The organism is Paenibacillus antibioticophila (assembly GCF_000455265.1).
GTDB lineage: Bacteria > Bacillota > Bacilli > Paenibacillales > Paenibacillaceae > Fontibacillus > Fontibacillus antibioticophila.
Genome location: NZ_HG005141.1, coordinates 489,300 through 509,663, shown reverse-complemented (window position 1 = coordinate 509,663; position 20,364 = coordinate 489,300). Strand labels below are relative to the sequence as shown.

16 protein-coding genes and 1 pseudogene are annotated in these 20,364 nt (G+C 51.1%); 10 read left to right on the top strand and 7 right to left on the bottom strand.

Annotation, left to right across the window (positions count from 1 at the left end):
* Together TX85_RS19335 and TX85_RS19330 are read left to right on the top strand one after the other, a co-directional pair.
* Positions 1 to 1,572 (top strand): response regulator, encoded by a 1,572-nt coding sequence (locus TX85_RS19335; protein WP_044481383.1) that lies wholly within the window; start codon positions 1 to 3, stop codon positions 1,570 to 1,572.
* 161 nt (positions 1,573 to 1,733) lie between these two features.
* The gene (locus TX85_RS19330) at positions 1,734 to 4,595 is read left to right on the top strand and encodes a sugar-binding domain-containing protein (protein ID WP_233500801.1); all 2,862 of its coding nucleotides are present in this window, start codon (positions 1,734 to 1,736) and stop codon (positions 4,593 to 4,595) included.
* A gap of 198 nt (positions 4,596 to 4,793) precedes the next feature.
* Here the strand turns inward: TX85_RS19330 and TX85_RS19325 are convergent.
* The 4 genes and pseudogenes from TX85_RS19325 to TX85_RS19310 all read right to left on the bottom strand — a co-directional run.
* Positions 4,794 to 5,050, bottom strand: a pseudogene (locus TX85_RS19325) (IS1182 family transposase); the annotation flags it as partial.
* A 427-nt stretch (positions 5,051 to 5,477) separates the two neighbouring features.
* Positions 5,478 to 5,909, bottom strand: a complete 432-nt coding sequence (hepT, locus tag TX85_RS19320) for a type VII toxin-antitoxin system HepT family RNase toxin (RefSeq protein WP_044481380.1) — start codon at positions 5,907 to 5,909, stop codon at positions 5,478 to 5,480.
* Between the two features lie 4 nt (positions 5,910 to 5,913).
* Entirely contained in the window at positions 5,914 to 6,393 is a 480-nt protein-coding gene (mntA, locus tag TX85_RS19315) for a type VII toxin-antitoxin system MntA family adenylyltransferase antitoxin (RefSeq protein WP_148444388.1), read from the bottom strand.
* Positions 6,394 to 6,445: 52 nt separating this feature from the next.
* Positions 6,446 to 7,057: a GbsR/MarR family transcriptional regulator gene (locus TX85_RS19310; protein WP_044481378.1), complete on the bottom strand. Its 612-nt coding sequence runs from the start codon at positions 7,055 to 7,057 to the stop codon at positions 6,446 to 6,448.
* Positions 7,058 to 7,234: 177 nt separating this feature from the next.
* Here TX85_RS19310 and TX85_RS19305 point away from each other — a divergent pair, with 177 nt between their 5' ends.
* The 8 genes from TX85_RS19305 (at position 7,235) to TX85_RS19270 (ending at position 16,375) form a co-directional block, all read left to right on the top strand.
* Positions 7,235 to 8,116, top strand: a complete 882-nt coding sequence (locus tag TX85_RS19305; RefSeq protein ID WP_044481377.1) for a carbohydrate ABC transporter permease — start codon at positions 7,235 to 7,237, stop codon at positions 8,114 to 8,116.
* A gap of 24 nt (positions 8,117 to 8,140) precedes the next feature.
* A complete protein-coding gene (locus TX85_RS19300) occupies positions 8,141 to 8,983 on the top strand; it encodes a carbohydrate ABC transporter permease (protein WP_044481375.1) in 843 nt (280 codons plus the stop codon).
* A gap of 62 nt (positions 8,984 to 9,045) precedes the next feature.
* Positions 9,046 to 10,401, top strand: coding sequence for an ABC transporter substrate-binding protein (locus TX85_RS19295; RefSeq protein ID WP_233500800.1), 1,356 nt, complete (start codon positions 9,046 to 9,048; stop codon positions 10,399 to 10,401).
* Entirely contained in the window at positions 10,376 to 11,188 is an 813-nt protein-coding gene (locus TX85_RS19290) for an HAD family hydrolase (protein WP_233500799.1), read from the top strand. Before TX85_RS19295 ends, TX85_RS19290 begins: the two co-directional genes overlap by 26 nt.
* 25 nt (positions 11,189 to 11,213) lie before the next feature.
* Entirely contained in the window at positions 11,214 to 11,537 is a 324-nt protein-coding gene (locus TX85_RS19285; protein WP_044481373.1) for a DMT family transporter, read from the top strand.
* A 6-nt stretch (positions 11,538 to 11,543) separates the two neighbouring features.
* On the top strand, positions 11,544 to 12,437 hold the full coding sequence (locus TX85_RS19280) for a metallophosphoesterase family protein (protein ID WP_044481372.1): 894 nt from the start codon (positions 11,544 to 11,546) through the stop codon (positions 12,435 to 12,437).
* A gap of 264 nt (positions 12,438 to 12,701) precedes the next feature.
* Positions 12,702 to 15,062, top strand: coding sequence for a glycoside hydrolase family 16 protein (locus tag TX85_RS19275; protein WP_044481371.1), 2,361 nt, complete (start codon positions 12,702 to 12,704; stop codon positions 15,060 to 15,062).
* Between the two features lie 554 nt (positions 15,063 to 15,616).
* Complete coding sequence (locus TX85_RS19270; RefSeq protein ID WP_044481369.1) at positions 15,617 to 16,375, top strand: AAC(3) family N-acetyltransferase; 759 nt, start codon at positions 15,617 to 15,619, stop codon at positions 16,373 to 16,375.
* Between the two features lie 13 nt (positions 16,376 to 16,388).
* Here the strand turns inward: TX85_RS19270 and TX85_RS19265 are convergent, their stop codons facing one another.
* The 3 genes from TX85_RS19265 to TX85_RS19255 are packed head-to-tail and all read right to left on the bottom strand — an operon-like array spanning position 16,389 to position 20,340.
* A complete protein-coding gene (locus TX85_RS19265) occupies positions 16,389 to 17,582 on the bottom strand; it encodes a Ger(x)C family spore germination protein (protein WP_044481367.1) in 1,194 nt (397 codons plus the stop codon).
* A complete protein-coding gene (locus tag TX85_RS19260; protein WP_044481366.1) occupies positions 17,575 to 18,678 on the bottom strand; it encodes a GerAB/ArcD/ProY family transporter in 1,104 nt (367 codons plus the stop codon). Before TX85_RS19260 ends, TX85_RS19265 begins: the two co-directional genes overlap by 8 nt.
* Positions 18,679 to 18,699: 21 nt before the next feature.
* Positions 18,700 to 20,340 carry a spore germination protein gene (locus TX85_RS19255; protein WP_081671810.1) on the bottom strand — a complete coding sequence of 547 codons (1,641 nt, stop codon included), beginning with the start codon at positions 20,338 to 20,340 and terminating at the stop codon, positions 18,700 to 18,702.
* Positions 20,341 to 20,364: the final 24 nt, after the last annotated feature.

Sequence of the window (20,364 nt, the reverse complement as noted above, 5' to 3'; positions counted from 1 at the left end):
ATGATGATGAATATTTTGATTGTGGACGATCAAAAGAATATTCGCGACGGACTACAGGCAATGCTGCACCAGTTCCCTATGCAGATGGATCATATTTTCTGCGCCGCGAATGGAATTGAAGCGCTGCAGATTTTGCGGGCGCAGAGCATCCAGCTTGTGATTACAGATATTCGGATGCCGGATATGGATGGTCTGACACTCATGAGTCGAACCAAGGAGGAGCGCATCAGCGTCGATTATCTGATCATCAGCGGATATAGCGACTTTGCCTATGCCCAGAAGGCCATCGCTTTGGGTGCCAAGGGCTATCTGCTGAAGCCGGTCAAGCGTGAGGACCTGCAGTCAGCAGTAGAGCATGTCATGCAAGAGGTTCGAACCCGTCAGGCGCTTTCGCAAAATATGAAGCATTTGTCCCGTCGTGCCCGGGAGACCGATCGCAAGGAGCTGCGCATGTTCATGCAGGGAGCAGCCTCCGATGAGGCCTGGATTCAACAGACCGAGCAGCATCATTCAGAGCTGTGGCGCAATTATCGCCTGTGCCTGCTGCGGGAGGATCTTCTGATTAACAAACCGGGTGCTGTCAGCTCCCACAGCATGGAATCGATCGCCTATGAGGCCTATGGCAAGAGCGGGTGCGTCTGTCTTCAATACCGGCCTCAATTGATTCTGGCCGTGGACGCCTCGATCAGCACAGAAGTGCTGCCTGCGATGCTGAAGGAGAAGCAGATGGGAGCCATTATGGTCATGACCGATCCCCAGCAGGGACTGGCCGGGCTCCCTAACAGCTATGAGCAGGTGATGGAGCTGTATCATCATAGCTACCTGTTTCCGGACCGGCATTGCCTCCTGCCGGCACATATTGCCGGTCTGGAGCAGCAATGGGAGCTCCCCCATGAAGAGATTTATATGCTATTTCACTTAATTGGTACGCAAAATAGCGGGAAAATGACCGAGGGCATCTCCCGGCTATTCCACAAGGATGTGCTGCAGCGTTACCACATTCGCTATACCCAGCAGCTATGCCGCGCGATGGTACAAATGCTGGAGGAATATGAGCGTGTGATTCGTCCTTATATGGGAGAAGAAGCCCTGGACATGGAATGCCTGCGGAATTTGTTCGACTATCCGGGCATTCGGGATTACATTCAGGCTCTGCAGCAGCAGATGCTTCGGCTGAACCAGTTCTATTATGAATTTAAGTGCAGCTATCGCAACACCCAGGACTTAAATGAGGCAATCCGGTATATCCATGAAAATTACCACAAGCCGCTGGATCTGGCGATGGTCTCCAACCATGTGTCGTTGAACTACGCCTACTTTTCGAATCTGTTCAAGAAGAACATCGGCAAGGGGTTTGCGGAATATCTGCGCGATGTCCGTCTGGATAAGGCCCGGAAGCTGCTGGCGGAGACCGAGCACAAGATTATCGAGGTATCTGCGATGGTGGGCTATGAGAGCTACAAGAGCTTTACTCGGGCGTTCCGTGAGGTCATGGGCATGCAGCCGACCGAATACCGGCAACGGATGCGGAGACGGCCAGGGGAGAAAAAGAGCCAGGACACGGCTTTATAATCAGGAAGAAACTGAAACAGTCAGTCGCTGATCGCATTCAGCGGGGCTGTTTTTTTGTCCCGTGCGGTCCTGTGCGAAAGGGGAGCGATTATGGACAGGAGTGATCATTTACCGTCAGGATATAGTAGTGAACGCGCGTTTATGGTACGATAAACCCACCAATGAATAACGAGAGGATGAGAGCTGTGCTGGAAAAGCTCAATTTAGCCGGAGACTGGAGACTGGAACTCGATAAAGAGAAGAAGCAACAGCCGCCGCAGTCCCCTTATCAAGATACGATCAACCTGCCGAACACCACCTCCCACGCTGGAAAGGGACAGAAGAATACCGAGGCGCTGATTAGTAGTCTGACTGATGAATACGCTTTCGAGGGCTACGCCTGGTTTGAACGTGAAGTTGAGATTCCTGCCTCCCTCAGCGGCAAGAGCTGTTTCTTGTTCCTGGAGCGGACTCGCGTGACCAAGGTGTGGGTGGATGGACAGGAGATCGGAAGTCAGAACAGTCTGAATACGCCGCACCTTTATGATCTGTCGGATGTAGTGAGCCCGGGCAAGCACACACTGACCATTCGCGTGGATAATACCGATTACCCGACGAAAGGCGGTCATCTGACCTCACCGGATACGCAGACTAACTGGAACGGGATTACCGGCCGGATGGAGCTGCAATTTTTCGGCGAGGCCTTTCTGGATCAGGTGCAAGTGTATCCAAACTTTGCGGATCGTTCTTTCACCGTTACCTCCCGGGTTGTGGGGAACTGTGCGGATGCGGTTCTGTCTGCTACAGCGGTGAGCTATAACGGAGAACAGTCCCATTCGGCTGCTCAGCAGGATTATGTTATTACCTCCAGCCAACTGTCCGTGACCTATAAGCTCGGAGAAGATGCTTTGCTGTGGAGTGAGGACAACCCTTATCTGTACAAGCTAACCCTTCGTATGAGAACTCAAAGCGGTGAACTTCTGGATGAGCAAGAGCTGTCCACCGGGCTGCACGAATTCAAGGCGGCTGGAGACAAGTTCACGATTAATGGAAGGAAGACCTTTTTACGGGGCAAGCATGACGGGCTTATTTTCCCGCTGACCGGGTATGCTCCGACAGATGTGGAGGAATGGGTGCGGATTTTGGGCATATCGAAGTCCTATGGGATCAACCACTATCGTTTCCACACCTGCTGCCCGCCAGAGGCGGCATTTATTGCTGCGGATCTGCTGGGGATTTATATGGAGCCTGAGCTGCCGTTCTGGGGGACGATTACAGATGAAAGCCATGAACAGCATAATCAGGAGGAGCAGGATTATTTGATCCGCGAGGGCTTTGCGATGCTGCAAGCCTTCGGCAATCATCCGTCCTTTGTGATGATGTCGCTGGGGAACGAGCTGTGGGGCAGTCATGAACGCTTGAACTCGATTTTAAAAGACTACAAGGCATTCGATGATCGTCACTTGTATACCCAGGGATCGAATAACTTTCAGTTTGTGCCGGTGATTCTGGAGCAGGAGGACTTCTTCTGCGGGGTACGCTTCTCCAGAGACCGGCTGTTCCGCGGGTCTTATGCGATGTGCGACGCCCCGTTGGGTCATGTGCAGACAGACCGTCCGGGCACGATGATGGATTATGATGAGCGAATTGTGCCAACGGCAGGTGGAGATGTGAGTGCGTCGACTGAGGCTGGAGACGGTACGATTCAAATCCAGTACGGCACCGAAGCCCGGACCGTGAAGGCGGATGCAGCCGGTGAGGGCGAGCTTATTCCGCATATTCCGGTGGTCTCGCACGAAATCGGACAATATGCGGTCTACCCGAATTTTGAGGAGATTCATAAGTATACCGGGCCTCTGAAGGCGAAGAATTTTGAGGTGTTCCGAGAACGGCTGGAAGCGAAGGGAATGGGGCATTTGGCTCGGAAGTTCTTCGAGTCCTCTGGTCAGCTATCGGTCGCGTGTTATAAGGAAGAGTTGGAGGCGGCGCTGCGTTCTTCACGGATGGCGGGCTTCCAAATTCTCGATCTGCAGGATTTCCCGGGACAGGGCACGGCGCTTGTCGGTGTGCTTGATGCATTTATGGATTCGAAGGGCCTGGTTACTCCTGAGGAGTGGCGCACCTTCTGCTCGGATGCCGTGCTGCTCGCCCGGTTCGAGAAATACAATTACGAAGCCGGGGAGCCCTTTCGGGCGCGGGTCCAGCTTAGCTATTATCGGGCTGAGTCGTTAGCTGGCCGCAAGCTGGTCTGGGAAATAAGGGATGGGCAGCAGAAGTGCGTTGCTGGCGGGGAAATGGAAGTGCCGGCGACACCGGAAGAGAATCTGGTTGAAATCGGCAATATCCAACTGGTGATGCCTGCTGCAGCAGAAATGAAGAAGGTAGTACTGTCGCTTTCCATTCCGGGCACGGATATCTGGAAGAAATATGACCTCTGGATTTATCCAAATCGGGTAAGCGTGGAGCTGGCGAATGCACCGGGAGCTCATCTGTTCGAGGAGCCTTCGGCGGAAATGATCAGCTTGCTTGAGAAGGGGGAAAGCATCCTGCTGCTCCCAAGACCGGATGCATTATCCGGAACAATTGAAGGGCTCTATAGCACAGACTTCTGGTGTTACCCGATGTTCCGCTCCATTTCGGAGAGTATGAACAGACCGGTGCCGGTGGGCACAATGGGACTGCTCATTCAAAACGAGCACCCGGCTCTGAAGCATTTCCCGAGTGAGGAGCATTCCACGTATTCGTGGTGGAGCACGGTTACCTACTCCCATTCGATCATTCTGGATCAGCTTCCACAGGAGCTTACGCCGATCGTCCAGACCATCGACAACTTCGAACGCAATCACAAGCTGGGTCTGCTCTCGGAGTTCCGCGTCCTGAACGGGCGGGTGCTGATGGGAGCGCTGGATTACGGCAAAATACTGAAGACACCGGAAGGCAGGCAACTGTTTTATAGCCTCACGCAGTATATGAATACGGAGGCGTTCAATCCTGCCGTAGAGCTCAGCCTGCAAGAGCTGCAAGGCATGTTCAAGCAGAACTGAGGCGAGCAGCGGCTTGGCGGAAGCGTCTGTCTGATAAGCGGGAACAGGCATGGGAAATAAAAAGGAGGGTGTCCCCAAAGAAAACTTTGGAACACCCTCAGCAACAAAATAGGGGAGTATTAATATAAGCCAAGGGACAAAGCGGTCTATCTTCGCTTAACTCCTTGGCTCTTGGCGTCCACCGCTGCTTTCTTGAGCAGATTGTGGGCAACCATAGCCCGCATCGGCGATGATGGTGCCCGGAAGCCCTGACTGTGATTTTACTTTTTCAAGATGCGGAATGAGGCAGCGCGTACCGGTCGGTCGCTGGTGCAGACTGTAGCCGATATTGAATTGATTCTCGGTGCCGACCTGAACATTATAGCCTGGCTTTAGTTGGCCGTTTTGCATGTGGTCTCCTTCATTCGCATAAAGGCAGCGTCATGATCCGTCTTGCTGTAGCTGTTTCTCCTCCCTATAGTCGCTGTCGGATATTTCAAACTCCCAACGGACATTTTAGACTCTTAGCAGACTTGTTCTCATGATTTGAAGTGTTAACGGACATTTCGGGCGCTTAGGGTGCTCAAACGACTCTGGTTCACTCGATTCTACTCTCTAAGCAGCCAAAATGTCCGTTACAATTCTGGCTCATCCAAAGGCGGACCGTAAGCAGCCAAAATGTCCGTTAGACCAAGGACTTCCTTCCCTTAGATCAAATGTACCGCATTGCCTATATTGGTAAACAGAGTTGATCCTTGCTATACCGAATGTGCAAAGAAACCGTCTCCTTTCGGTTTATGGTTGGGTGGTGCCTCCATTTTCCAGAGAGAGGTTTCTTTTTGTTTGACGAAATGAAAAAAGGTGCCCCTCAGTCATCTTATGATGACTTTTGGAACACCCTCTTCAAATACTTGTTTCAGAGGAGCGATCGTCCGAATGTTTGATTCTTTCTGCAAAGGAAATGAAATCCACCAAATGCTTCTCAATGATTGTCCGGATAATCTCAACTTGTATACTTTGATAATCATGTACTGCAATATTGCGGAAACCGACCATAGCCTTCAGATTGTGGGAGAGGGCTTCGTCAATAACTCCATTCTTAAAGAGTAGATCGAAAGCATCACGACTGCTTTGCGGAATTCCCCATTTATTTTCCGATACAAGATGCATTGCCAAATCGATGCACGCCTCGCAGGCACGTTGCAGATTTAGAATAATGGAGTCCTGCTTGGTAAAGTTCAAGAGATTCTCCAAATTTCCCTCATATTCCTCTTCTATTCGTTTTATACAACGGTTAATGGTTTCTGACTTGTTTGCCAGGATATCTTGGTTCATGTTCTCACCCTCTCCGGTAGCTCTCCATAATCTCATACCGTTCTTCATTAAGCAGAGCATACTCCTTCAAAGCGTACATAAATGCAGTTTGGCGGATCAAAGGTTCTGAATCAAGTAATACCTCTCCTGTGGCAATGATCTGAGCTTTGAATACGGGGCTGGCTTGAGGAAAATAAATCAGATCTACTTCTCGATGAACAAGATCAGCCAATTCGGATGAAGCCATAAAAAGCTCGTAAGCAGAAAGAGCAGAGACTTGTGATATGAATGCAATATCTACATCGCTATCTGGACGCATTTCTTCCTTCGCAGCCGATCCAAATAAGATCACTGTATGAGCCTGGAACCGCTCAATTAAATAATCACAGAGGGCTGATTTTTGCTGTGGTTTCAGTCTAGGATTAGGCATAGCACACCATCCATTCCCTTTCGATACGGCTCTTCTCAATGACACCTTATCATGAGCGTATCCAAAAACCTTCAAAAATACAAGTTCTTATCCAACCATCAATCCCATTACCAGGCTAATTCAAGACTTACCGAGAGGCACCCTGCTTCGAATCACCCTCCCCCGAGGGCACCTCCTTCGAAGCTCCTCCCTCACTTACCTCAAAAAAATCATGCTCCTCCATCCGATGGACGAATTGCTGGAGCCATTCATAGTAGCTGGCCGCATGCTTCAGCTTATGCAGATCCTCCAGGCATAGCCGCCGCTCTTCTTCCGACGTATCCTTATCCAGAATCATCTCCGACAGCATCGGGATAGCGACATCCAGCGCACTGCACATGACATCAATCTCCCGCTGCAGCTTGGTGGCGAAGAATGCCTGGAAGGCTTTGAAGAAATCAACCTCGGCGAGATACAGATCCTTGCGGGCATCCTTCTCCTCCAGCTTCGTGACCATCCGGGAGCCGATCAGGGAACGGACGGCGTAGCTCATGTTGCTCTTGCTCATATTCATCTTCTGCTGCATTTCCTCCAGCGTCATCGGCCGATCCTCAAAGAACATAATCCCGTACAGCTGCCCGTAGGAATAGTTCACACCGTACAAATCCATGGTCTGCGCAATCGCATCGATCACCCGCGCCCGCATTTCCTCCCGGAAATTAAGAGGAGCATTCATTTTACCCGAAGTTGGATGCTTCATCCTTTTACACCTGCCTTGAAAATTTTACACAGATTTAATCGTAGTTTCACGCAGAGATAACCCTTTATATCAAACTTGAACGTACAATAAAAATTGAACAAAGAGCAGAAAGGTATAGATATTAAGTAGATTATACCAAACATTCAAATATTGTTGAATGGAATATAAGGAGGATTTATGAAGCGTCTAAAATGGGGGGAAGATCTGCGGGCTCTGCTATTTACGCTCCCTGCGATGCTCCCGTTGTCATTATTCTGGTTCTATCCACTGGGCTACATTATTTACCTCAGCTTTGTGGAGTGGGACTTTATGAGCCCGGACAAGCTGTTTGTCGGACTGAGCAACTATCGCGCTCTTTTGGATAATCCGGCATTCTATCAATCTCTTCGGGTGTCGCTTCTATTTTGTCTCGGGAGTGTCATCCCTGTGATCGTTATCGGCTTGGCTTTCGCCTTACTGCTGAACCGGAACATGAAGGGCGGAGCAATTTACCGCTTGCTCATGTTCTCGCCATGGGTCACGCCAACTGTAGCGGTGTCCATTGTCTGGTCCTGGATTTACGAGCCGGAGGTAGGTTTGGCTAACACGCTGCTGAGAACCTTTGGTCTGGAAGGAGTCCGATGGCTGGAGGATCCGGCATGGGCACTTGTCGCTATCCTGATCGTGACGGTCTGGAAGTCGGCCGGCTGGGGGATGGTCTTCTATCTGGTGGCTTTGCGGAACGTGCCCTCCGAGCTGCTGGAGGCTGCCGAGCTGGATGGTGCCGGCTCCTGGCGTAAATTCACGAGTGTCACACTGCCGTTGATATCACCGACGACGTTCTTCCTGGTTATTGTTCAGGTGATTTCAGCACTGCAGGCTTACGATCAAATCAATGTGCTGACCCAGGGAGGCCCGGCAGGCTCTACGCGAACCTTGCTGTACCTGTATTATCAAGCGGCATTTGACTCGTTTCAGATCGGGGAAGCTTCCGCTGTAGCTATTACCCTTGTGATCTCTTGCATGGCGCTATCGCTGCTCTCCTTCGGGTTAGGACGCAAGACGGTCCATTATCATTGATGCTTTTAGACAGGAGGATAAATGATGCGCAGGATGAATGGTCTGGCTGCTGTATGCCGTCATGTACTGCTCGCGGCTGCGGCGCTGACGATGGCGTTTCCCTTCTACTGGATGGTGACTAACGCCCTGAAAAGCAATGACGAGATTTGGCAAACACCGCCCACCTTATGGGCTCAGAGCCCGAATTGGGGACAGTTTGCAGAGGCCTGGATGGCAGCTCCGTTCGGACGCTACATGTTCAATAGTATCTTCGTGGCTGCGTTCATTGTGCTGCTTCAATGTATTAATTCCGGCATGATGGCCTATGCCCTTACCCATATGAAGTTTCGCTTGAAGGGGGCATTCACGGGCTTGATTCTGCTGGGATACATGGTGCCCAGTACAGCCGTCTATTTGCCGGGGTACATTGTGTTAAGCCGGTTAGGGCTGCTCGATTCCTATGCGGGACTAATCATATCCAACTGTGTTAGCGTGTTTTCTATTTTCCTCGTCAGGCAGGCCTTTCTGCAGGTGTCCCATGAGATGGTGGAGGCCGGACAGATCGACGGAGCTTCCCACTTCCGGATTCTGTGGACGATTTTGCTGCCGCTGACGCGATCCTCATTCGCGGTATTAGGATTGATCACCTTTATTGATCACTACAATAACTACTTCTGGCCGATGCTGATCACGAAGAGCCAGCACTTGCAGCTGGTCTCTGCCGGGCTGCGCAGTTTCTTTGTGGAAGGAGGGGCTTATGGCTTGAAATGGCCGCTGATCATGGCTGCCAGTGCATTTACGATTGCACCGCTGCTGATTTTATTCGGACTGACACAGAAGACCATCATGAGAAGCTTCAATATGTATGCAGGGGCAAGCAAAGGATAGGAAGCTGAAGTACACCAATGAAGCTGAAGCACACCAATATAAAGACGATGGAGGGAAATTCAATGCCTAAAGTTAAAAAGAGATTTGTTGCCATGCTGATGACTTGCATATTCCTGCTTCTGAGCGGCTGCGGCGGGGCGAATACCGCTGGAGTGAATACATCCGATTCGGCTGCGGCCGCAGGGGATGTAGGCTCAAAGAATAACACGCAGTCAACAGAGCCGGTGACGATTGAATTCTGGTATGGCCTGGGCGGGAAGCTTGGGGAGAATATGCAGGCGTTGATCGACAAGTTCAATAGCTCCCAGAGCGAGGTTATTGTGAAGCCGATTGTGCAAGCCGATTACAGTGAGACCGAGAAGAAGCTTCAGGCGGCTATCGCAGCAGGTACGGTGCCGGGTGCCGTTCTGTCCTCCAATGTGGACTGGGCCCGCAAGGGATATTACGCATCCCTGGATGAGCTGATTGCAGCCACCCCGGATTTTAATCCGGAGGATGTGGTACAAACCTTCCTGGAGCAAGGCCAGGTGGATGGCAAGCAATACTTCCTCCCGATGTACGGCACGACACAAGTCATGTATTACCGCAAGGATGCGCTTGAACAGCATGGTCTCAAGGCAGAGGATCTGAACACTTGGGAAGCATTAGCTGCTGCAGCGGAGAAAATGACGGTCAAGGAAGGCGATAAGACGGTATTCTATGGCTGGGAGCCGATGTGGGGCTCCGGCAACATGATAGATGCGGTCTATGGGAAGGGCGGCAAAATCCTGAGTGAGGACGGCAAGACGGTGCTGATCGATTCGCCGGAATGGGTGGAAACCTGGGATCTGTTCCGCAAATGGATTCATGAAGACAAGATCATGCGCATTCATTCCGGCGGGCAGGGCTGGGAGTATTGGTACAAGACGATTGATGATGTCATGAAGGGACAAGCGGCAGGGTACACGGGCTCCAGCGGAGATCAGGGAGATCTGGATTTCGGCATCGTCGGCGCGATGGAGCAGCCGGGCTGGGAGGGCTATGGCGAAGGCAAGCCGGCCGCCGAAGCGATTATGGCGGGAATTCCGGCAGCAGCAAGTCCTGAGCAACAGCAGGCTGCGATGAAATGGTATGCCTTCTTTATGAGCGCGGAAAACACTGCCTTCTGGTCGATGAATACCGGTTATATCGCCGTGCGTCAGTCCGCGTTGGAGAATCCGGAGTTTATCGCGTTCAGCGAGCAGAATCCGCAGGCTACGGTTCCGCTGAAGCAGGCCACACACGGCTCCAAGCCGTTCCAGGATCCTACGGGCGGGAAGATCAGTGATGCGTTGAAGATCGCTGCGGATAAGGTTCAGATCAGTAATGTATCTGCTGCGGAGGCATTGAAAGAAGCGAAGGAGACAGCTCAACGTGAACTCGATCGCATCCAGAAGTAATCTATCCTCATTGCCTGTCGCGAAACTATGTGTACAGGACAAAGTCTATGCTGTGCAGGCAATCTTGTTCGACAAGGACGGCACGTTGCTGGACTTTACTTACACCTGGGGAAGCTGGGGCGAGCATCTGCTCGCTTCCTTCTCCGACGAATTAGCAAAGAAGGGTCTCCCGGTGCTAAGGCCGGAGCTGCTGAGCACTTGGGGGATGATTTATAACGAGAACGGCGAGGTCTCCGGCTATGACCGGAACAGCCCGATATCGATGGGAACCATCAGCGATTTAATGAGTCTTCTTGCCCAAGAGGGTTATCAAGCCGGATTGTCTTGGGCCGAGGCCAAGGTGTTGGCGGAGCAGTGCCGTCGATCGGCGGACGAGCAATTGGAAGCCTCCCGCACGGCGCGTCTATTGCCTGGTGCTCGAGCCTTTCTGGAGCAATGCCGTCGCTGCGGAATCCGTCTGGGCATTGTTACTTCTGACGAGACCGATGCGGCGCTTAAACATCTGGAGTGGCTGGGGATTCAAGCCTATTTTGACGTATGTGTAGGGGCTGACCTTGTAAATCAGGGCAAGCCGTATCCGGATATGGTTGAGCTGGCCTGCTTGCAATTAGGGGTAATGGCTGAGAGAACAGCCGTGATCGGAGATACCAATGGAGATATGCAAATGGCCCGGGCGGCAGGGACAGCAGCGGCTATAGGAATAGATGAGGGCGGCATGACCGGCAGGAGGGGATATCCGGCGGCAGACACGGTCATTGCGGGTTATCTTGAGCTGCGGATTAGCTAGCGAATTCGCATGGAAGGTGAAATAGATGGGATGGTTACTCCTGGTACTGGCGATCGTGCTGGAGCTGTCCGGCACGGTGTCGATGAAGCTGTCGGATAGCTTTTCCCGATTGGGTCCGTCAATTTTGATGTTTGTATTTTACGCGGCAAGCTTTACGTGTTTGAATTATACTTTAGGATATATGAAGGTAAGTACGGTATACGCGATCTGGTCGGGCGTCGGCATTGTTCTGATCTCATTGGCAGGCGGATTGATCTTTCAGGAGAAGTTGACCCTGACCTCCATTCTGTGGATCGGTATTATTGTGATTGGTGTGGTCGGTCTGAATATAAGCGGCAAGGAAGGGTGAGCGGAAATGGTTCAAGAGGATTGGACAGATCAGGAGGAGCAGGGAAGGGTGCTGCAGAAGCCTTTACTTTCCTTTCAAGTGATTACAGATACGCATATCAGAGCGGATGCCTCGCATGTCTATAACCTGAATCTGGTGCGGGCTTTGGAGGATATTGCTGCGAATGGCCGAGGAAGTGCCGGCATTATGCATATCGGCGACATTACGGATCATGGCCTTCCTGAGGAATATTCGGAGTGGAAGCGAATCTGGAACTCTGCTTCGGGTACGTTGCCGCCGCTGTATCTGACCATGGGGAACCATGATGTCGGCTTTGGCGAATGGGAAGCGAATCTGGGGCGCTATTTCGAGGAGACCGGGACAGCATCGACCTATCATGACCATTGGATCGATGGCTATCATTTTATCTTTATGGGTACCGAGGAAGGCATGGAAATCTTCTGCTCGCTGTCGGATGAACAGCTGAACTGGCTGGATGTCAAGCTGGGGGAAGATGCTTCTCCTGACCGTCCTGTCTTTCTATTCCTGCATCAACCCTTAAAGGACACAGTTGCCGGTTCGTTGGAGGAGCAAAGATGGTATGGTGTAGTCCAGGATACGGAGCTGAAGGCAATATTAGCACGACATCCGCAGGCCGTCCTGTTCACCGGTCATACCCATTGGGAGATGGAAGCGCCGCGCAATTATTTTGACGGCGAGAAGCGGCTTCCAGCCATGTTCAATGCGGCTTCTATTGCCTATCTGTGGACTGATGAGGATGAGGCAAAGGCGGGGAGTCAGGGCTATTATGTAGAGGTCTATCCGGACTATGTGCAGGTGCGAGGAAGAGACTTCACAAGCGGAAAATGGATTGACGCGGCCCGGTACAAGGTTTCGTATTCGAAGGAATCACAGGTATAAATAGAATTTTTGAGCGAGAAGGCTGCCCCTCCGAGGCAGTCTTTTATCATATTTCAGCTTAATCTTCTGCAAAACCCAAAAAAATGGGCTGTTATAAAAAACATTGTCCCTTTATCTGCATCTGGGGGTTGGTTAGAATGAAGGTGACTACAATTTAGGAATAAATTGGAGTAATAGAGAAAAAGAGGAGGTGAAATTTGTAAGCGTTATCAAGGGCGAGCGCGTTGCGATATTTCATTTGAGATTAACTAAGGGAGGGTAATTATGAGACGTTATCAACAAAGGATGCTGAGTTTGATTCTGGCAGTTGTCATGGTAGCCGGGATAGGCCTGCTGCCGGGTGGAAAAGCACAAGCAGCAGACGCGGGGACCATCACGTCAATGGCTTACTTTTCGGCGGCAGACGGCCCTGTGATCTCCAAGTCAGGCGTTGGACAAGCCAGTTACGGATTTGTCATGCCGGTGTTCAACGGCGGAGCGGCAACCTGGAATCAGGTGTCCGGCGATCTGGGCGTGAAGGTGAAGGTTGCGGGCAACTGGGTGGATATCGATAGTGCTGCAGGCTATGTGTATAACCAAAACTGGGGACACTGGAGCGACGGCGGTTTCAACGGCTTCTGGTTTACCCTTTCCGCTACGACCGAGATTCAGTTGTATTCCAAAGCAAATGGAGTAACGCTTGATTATACACTGGTGTTCCAGAACATGAATACCACGACGATCACTTCCATGACACCGACCCAAGGGCCTGGAATTACCGCAGGCTTCACCGGCGGCGCAGGATTCACTTATCCGATTTTCAATAACGATCCCGCTATCACTTACGAGGCTGTGGCTGACGATTTGAAGGTGTATGTGAAGCCGGTCAACAGCAATACATGGATTGATATCGACAATAATGCTGCCAGCGGCTGGATTTATGACAGTAATTTTGGTCAATTCACCGAAGGCGGAGGTGGCTACTGGTTTACGGTAACCGAATCGATTCATGTCAAGCTGGAGTCCAAGACATCTTCTGCAGATCTCATCTATACAATTACATTTAACGAGCCGGTCAGAAATTCTTATACCCTTACCCCATATGAAGGAACCACCTTCACGGCCAACGAAAGCGGATCCATCGGGTTGCCGCTGCCCAAGATAGACGGCAGTGCGCCGATTGCCTCTGAGCTGGGGAAATTCGTCTATGAAATCAATATCAATGGTCAATGGGTGGAGCTGAGCAATTCTGCCCTAAGCGGATTCATCTACTCAGGCAACGGCTACAACAACATGTCGGATGCCAACCAGTGGGGATATTGGGCGGATTATGTATACGGGCTGTGGTTCCAGCCGATTCAAGTGGATATGCAAATTCGGATCGGCTATCCTCAAAATGGACAAGCCGGAGGAAGTGTCGGCAATAACTTTGTCTACTATACATTCATCGGCAATCCTAACGCGCCTCGTCCGGATGTGACGGATCAGGAGGACATTGAAATTGGTACGCCAAGCAACCCGGCTATTGACGGCATGACGCTCGTCTGGCAGGATGAGTTCACTGGAACTCAGCTTGATACGAGCAAATGGAGCTATGAAACCGGCTATTATATCAGTGATGATCCGAATAGCTGGGGCTGGGGGAATGCGGAGCTGGAGCACTACACGAACAGCGAGCAGAACGTATTTGTCCAGAACGGGGTATTAAACATCCGCGCACTCAATGATCCGAAGTCCTTTCCGCAGGACCCAAGCCGGTATGCACAATACTCTTCGGGTAAAATCAACACGAAGGATCACTTTACCTTCCAATACGGCCGGGTAGACTTCCGGGCCAAGCTGCCCACGGGCAACGGCATTTGGCCGGCACTGTGGATGCTGCCGGAGAATTCGGTCTATGGCGCATGGGCGGCTTCCGGCGAGATCGACGTCATGGAAGCGAAGGGAAGACTGCCGGGAACGACTAGCGGCGCCGTTCATTTTGGCGGCCAATGGCCGGTGAACCGTTATCTGGCGGGAGAATACTACTTCCCGGAGGGACAGACGTTTGCGAATGATTACCATGTATACACGCTGATTTGGGAAGAGGATAATTTCAAATGGTACGTGGACGGCAAGTTCTTCTTCAAGGTGACTCGGGATCAATGGTATTCGGTAGCGGCTCCGAACAATCCGAATGCGCCGTTTGATCAGCCTTTCTATATCATTATGAATCTGGCGATCGGAGGGCACTTTGACGGCGGACTGGCGCCAAGCCCATCGGATATTCCAGCTACTATGCAGGTGGATTATGTTCGTGTATATAATGCGGGCAGCACGGGAGGCGGCGGAGAAAACCCCGGTCCGGGCCAAGGTTCGGTGATTATCGGCGATGCGGTGCGCGGTCTGAAGAAGACGGATGACGACCTGTTGTTCTATGTAAATGGGGCGACCTTCGCTGATTTGCATTACAAGATCAATAACGGCGGCCAGATGAATGTGGCCATGATTTCAGATGGCAACGGAAATTATACGTATCCGGTCAACAACCTGCAAGCCGGGGATACGGTGGAGTATTTCTTCACCTACAATCCGGGTCAAGGGGCGTTGGACACGCCTTGGCAGACCTATATTCACGGGGTTACCCAAGGGGTTCCTGCGGAATAAAGGGCCGAGGGTGGCATTCCTTCCGGCAATAGTCTAAGATCAATATAGGCGAGGGAGAAGGTGACGGACTTCTCTCCGCCTATTTACTATATGAATGTACTTAAAATGCGAGGTCAGAAAGTCAACTTTTCAGCACCGGGAAGGTTGTGAGAAGCCCAAGAAGGAGGAACAGAATGCAGGCGATTTTACGGACATTACGTCTTCTTAGAACTAATCTTTGAGGAGGATGGAAATGTAACGGACATTTCGTACACTTAGCTAGTAGATTTGAAGGGGAAAGAGTGGATTGAGCGTTCTAAGTGGCGAAAATGTCCGTTAGCGATCAAAATAGTCTGAAATGGCTTGCTAACAATCCAAAATGTCCGTTAGAGTACCGAAAGGCGATGTAAGCCGCTGAGACCTGCCAGCAACCGGTTCAACCTCCTAACCCCCTAACTTTGGACACTTTCGTCCGTTTCACGAGGGAGGTCCTTCGACGCGCTGAGGGTGTTAAGCAGGCGTTTCGTGATCAAAAGGTGACTTTTTGAACAACCTCTTAAAAAGGAGAGAAGGAATTGCACACCCAAGAAAGCTTGATGAAGCAATTAGAGCAGTCAGGTATCCAGTCCAATGGAACGTTGCTGGTTCATTCTTCTATGAAGAGTATCGGTGAGGTAGCTGGCGGCGCAGATACCGTACTAGATGCCCTTGCTTCCCATATGGCGGACGGCCTGCTTGTGCTGCCGACCCACACATGGTCTACGATTAATGCAGACAACCCGCGGTTTTATGTGGATCGTTCGCCATGCTGTGTCGGGATCTTGCCGGAGCTGTTCCGGCAGCGCCCGGGCGTAATTCGCTCATGGCATCCGACGCATTCTGTGGCAGCTTTAGGACGGGATGCCGAGGAATTCACCAGCGGAGACCACCGGTTCGATACCCCTTGTGCCCGGGGATCTGCATGGGGCAAGCTGTTGGACCGCAAGGCTGCCATTATGCTTGTCGGGGTTGATCTTAGGCGTAACACCTTTATTCATGGCGTGGAGGAATGGGTCGACATTCCCGGCAGAATGACGGATGATCATGAAATGCTGATCACGGTCTTGCCTGACGGAACAGAAATCTCGGTGCCTTCCCGCAGACATTCCGGACTGCCCTGGTCCGAGCATTTCTGGAAGGTGGAGGATGTTCTGCTGGAGCGCGGGGCCATGAAGATAGGACAGCTTGGTGATGCAGTCACGCGAATCTGCGATGCTGAAGCAGTGACCAAGGTAATTACCGAGATGCTTCTGGATAACCCGGATTTATTCTCCGACAACGAGCCATTAGCTTAAAGAATAACACAGGTTACTTTTTCTCGGAAAAAGACCCAAAGTCTGTAATGCTCAGTTTGTAGGATATCGAAATTTTGGACTGGCTGAATCTTTCATCCCAGTCGTCCTTTACCTTTTTCCAGACCGAGGGGTACTTGATGGCTAGCTGATCTCCAAAGCCCGCAACATCCGCAGCGTAAGTATCCTGCAGCTTGTGGATCAGCTGTGTCATCATTCGAATAAGCTCTTCCTCAAAAATTTTGCTTGCCTCGTCTGCGTACTCCTGGGTGGTTGAGGTATCCCCTTTGCTCCACGTCTCAATGATTCTTCCTGTCGTTGTAATTTTTACATCAAAGGATATTTCTTCCCCTTCTACATGGGGTGTAATTTTGCTCTTTAATGATTTCATTTCAAAGACCAGCGGCTCGCCCTTTGAGTCGTTCACTTTAATGACTCCTCTATCCCCTTCGCCTCGGAGCCAAGTCAGGCACATGGTATCATCTTCTCCCAATGACCCAATGGATTGTCCTATGGAGCCTTTAATGATTTCCGCACCGGAGAAGAGTGTCTCCTTGCCAGCTGTGATCAGCCTTTGCAGAACAAAGCTCTTTCTCGAATGAATCATCGCATCCAGCCTGGCCAGCGTAACAGGGCGCATGACTTTACTCGTTCGGGAACGGTTGCGCGACATGCCGATAAGAGAGACTGCAGGAATCTCTTTGTTTGGAGTGCCGACCAATACATCCATGGCCTCTCCTTCACTGACAAGTACAATGCAGCTGGGACGAATATCGTTGTCCCGAAGAAGGAAATCGGTCAATTGCTCGGCACTTTGCTTCTTCAAAAGATCCGCCGATATAACGATTACTTTGAGGTGATGCCCAATAATAGGGCGGTCCAGACGAATTGAGAACTGGCGGAATATTTGCAGAATCGAATCCCCGCTCCCGGAGATGTTGAAGAAGGGGGAACTCTTCTCCAGAGACTTGTCCTCATTAGAAGCTACGCCCACAGCAGGAACAACTTGAATCGTTACCAAGAGTTTATCCTGCTTGGGGTACCTGGCTCCTTTACGTTCCAAATCTTTTTCCTTAGGCGCCGGCTTACCCGCATCCAGTGATAATCCAAGATAAAGAGCCAGGTCCTCAATCTCCGTGCTGCTCCAGCAGCCTGACAGCAACAAGAGCACACAGAGAATACCTGTAAGCTTGCGGAGACTTTTAAGCATGACCTTTCGTTCCTTTCTTGCGTATCATCCAGATTAAAGTGAGCAGCAGCGGCAACAGGAAGAACATTCCCAGTCCGATATAGCCGATGCTATCTCCAAGTGTAAATACATCCTGCAAGCTTCTCGGGAGCATAGTAGCAATAAAGATAGCAGGGGCCAGTAAGAAAATGACAGGTTTCAACCGAACATTAAAAATCTGGGATATTCCGAGCGAGGCTTGAAAGAAAAAACTGCTAAAATTACAGAACATCTGCATCAGCCAGATAACCATGAAAGGGAATTCCAGCCGCTCGATGAAAAAACCGGTGATCTCAAAGCTGCGGACAAGATCAATGGTGGGCCAAGTGCTGGTTACCACGCTATCCACGCTGAGGCAGCCGATGACAAACACCACAGTCAGCAGATACAGGAAGATGGGAATAGCGATGCCCCCCAGCATAGCCTTGACCGCCTGCTTAGGCTCCTGAAGAAAAGCTGTCAGTGTCAAAATGACTTCACATCCGGCATAGATGAGAATGGCCGTCTTCATTCCGCGCAGAATAGGCAGAAATCCCGAACCGAGAACCGGGCGAAGATGGTTAATGTCAAACAGACGGAGACTCACACCAAATGACACGAGCAAGACAAGGATTGAGATCGGAAGAACAATCTGGAACACTCTTGCAATGGAATTGATCCCTCCCAATACGAGGTAAACCCCAGCCCAAATAAAGGGAAGCACAATGGCCTCAGAGGGGGTTCCCTCAAGGAGGAAGAACGTCGTCACCTCTGCCAGCGTCCGGATCTCAAACCCGGCAACGACGATGAAATACAGAATCAGGAGCATCCCCACCAGCTTGCCGGGAATCTTGCCAATGATTTTGCCAGCATATTGAAAGACCGTCTGCCCGGGGAAATGCAGGCATAGCTTCACCATAAGAAGAACAATGCCCAGCATTGCAGCTCCCCCCAGCAGAATGGTTAGCCAGGCATCCGGGGTTTCCATCGCCTGGGTGACATTTCGGGGAAGGGACAGAATCCCTGCCCCCAGGAGCGTATTGGTCAGGAATACAGCAGCTTGGGAAGACGTTATTTTATCGTCTGTGCGATTGAACACGTTAATGGCCTCCTGACACAATTAAGTTTGGCGACGCTCCTGCCGCGTTTTCATCATAGCGGGTCGTTTCTTCATTAAAGAGATCGGAGCACGAATAAACAGATCCTTCCAATCCTGCAGCCGGTAAGGAGAGACCGGGGTCAGATAGGAGACACCGAAGCTCTTGAGCCGAGAGAGATGACTGCACAACAGCAGAAAGAACAGGATGGTTCCGAACATGCCCAGGATGGCGGCGAAGACCATCCCGAAAAAGCGTAATAGCCGCAAGGTAATCCCGGCGCTGTAAGACGGCATCGAGAAGGAGGAGATTGCGGTCACTGCCACCACGATGACAAGGATCGGACTGACAATGCCAGCTTGGACGGCTGCGTCTCCAACAATAATACCTCCTACGATCCCCATCGCCGGTCCGATCGGCTTCGGCAGTCGAATCCCTGCTTCGCGCAGGATTTCGATAGACAGTTCCAGGACCAGCACTTCAATTAATGACGGAAAAGGCACTCCCTGCCTTGTCTCGATAATGGATAGCACCAGTTCTGTCGGAATTAGTCCGGGGTGGAAGGAGATAAATGAAATATAGATGGAAGGTGCCAATAGGGATAAAAAAGCAGCGAAAAAGCGGAGTATCCGCAGAAACGAACTTGGAATCCAACGCTCATAATAGTCCTCCGGGGATTGAAGCAGCATGCTGAAGGTGGCCGGAGCAATCAGCGCAAAGGGGCTTCCGTCCTGCAGAATCGCTACCCTTCCCTCCAAAAGCCCATTGATAACACGGTCAGGCCGTTCGGTATTTTGGAGCTGTTGAAAAGGGCTTAAGTAGTTATCCTCAATAAGCTGCTCAATGTATCCTGAATCTGCGAGAAAATCGATATTGATATTGCTTATACGTGCTTCGACCTCCTTCAGAAGATCAGCGTTTACAATGTCTTTAAAGTAGGCGATAACCACCTCCTTGGGCAACGTATTGCCGATGATGTAGCTCTTCATCTCCAGCTGATCGCTAAAGCCTTGGCGGCGAAGCATCGAAGTGTTTTCGCTGAGCACCTCCGTAAAACCAATACGCGGGCCGCGCAGCAGGGCCTCGGACAAAGGCTCGACGATAGCGCGATTACTCGTGTTGGGGCTCTGAATCAATAAGCCGCAGGGGACCCCTTCAATGATGAGTCCGGCATATCCGAACAGGACGAGCCGGCTGAACTCTCTTACATCCGCTGATTCTTTAAGGTTGTAGAAAGGGAGAAGTCCCTTGACATTGGGCGGACTGGCGAGCATTTCGCGCGTGGCTTCAAACATGAAGAACTCAAGGGTGCGCATATTGAGCTCCCTTTCCCGCTGCATCCCGTTTACATAGAACAGGGTGCCCTTGGCGTCAAACCTGGACAACGGAAATTCCCTGACAGTTAAGTCGCTATTCTTGCCTATGACATCCATAACGGAACGTACATCTGCGGCATAATCTCCGTCAAAAGGTGTTGCTGCAGCAGAAGACGAGTCAGGGGATAGAACGGAAGTGCGGGCCGAAGCAGACTTAAAAGTACCGCCGCTTTTAACATAGGCATGTACACGGGCAAATATTTTACTAAGAAGAAATGGGACCAGGAAGGCCACAACCGCAAGAACCCAGATATGCCAGCTGGGTATAAACGACTTCAGTGATGACATCAAGGAATATTCACCCCATAATGG

Coding starts and splice junctions, on each gene's coding strand:
- TX85_RS19335 (WP_044481383.1), top strand. CDS start 1: ATGATGATGAATATTTTGATTGTGGACGATCAAAAGAATATTCGCGAC.
- TX85_RS19330 (WP_233500801.1), top strand. CDS start 1,734: ATGAATAACGAGAGGATGAGAGCTGTGCTGGAAAAGCTCAATTTAGCC.
- hepT (WP_044481380.1), bottom strand. CDS start 5,909: ATGAACCAAGATATCCTGGCAAACAAGTCAGAAACCATTAACCGTTGT.
- TX85_RS19310 (WP_044481378.1), bottom strand. CDS start 7,057: ATGAAGCATCCAACTTCGGGTAAAATGAATGCTCCTCTTAATTTCCGG.
- TX85_RS19305 (WP_044481377.1), top strand. CDS start 7,235: ATGAAGCGTCTAAAATGGGGGGAAGATCTGCGGGCTCTGCTATTTACG.
- TX85_RS19300 (WP_044481375.1), top strand. CDS start 8,141: ATGCGCAGGATGAATGGTCTGGCTGCTGTATGCCGTCATGTACTGCTC.
- TX85_RS19295 (WP_233500800.1), top strand. CDS start 9,046: ATGCCTAAAGTTAAAAAGAGATTTGTTGCCATGCTGATGACTTGCATA.
- TX85_RS19285 (WP_044481373.1), top strand. CDS start 11,214: ATGGGATGGTTACTCCTGGTACTGGCGATCGTGCTGGAGCTGTCCGGC.
- TX85_RS19280 (WP_044481372.1), top strand. CDS start 11,544: ATGGTTCAAGAGGATTGGACAGATCAGGAGGAGCAGGGAAGGGTGCTG.
- TX85_RS19275 (WP_044481371.1), top strand. CDS start 12,702: ATGAGACGTTATCAACAAAGGATGCTGAGTTTGATTCTGGCAGTTGTC.
- TX85_RS19265 (WP_044481367.1), bottom strand. CDS start 17,582: ATGCTTAAAAGTCTCCGCAAGCTTACAGGTATTCTCTGTGTGCTCTTG.
- TX85_RS19255 (WP_081671810.1), bottom strand. CDS start 20,340: ATGTCATCACTGAAGTCGTTTATACCCAGCTGGCATATCTGGGTTCTT.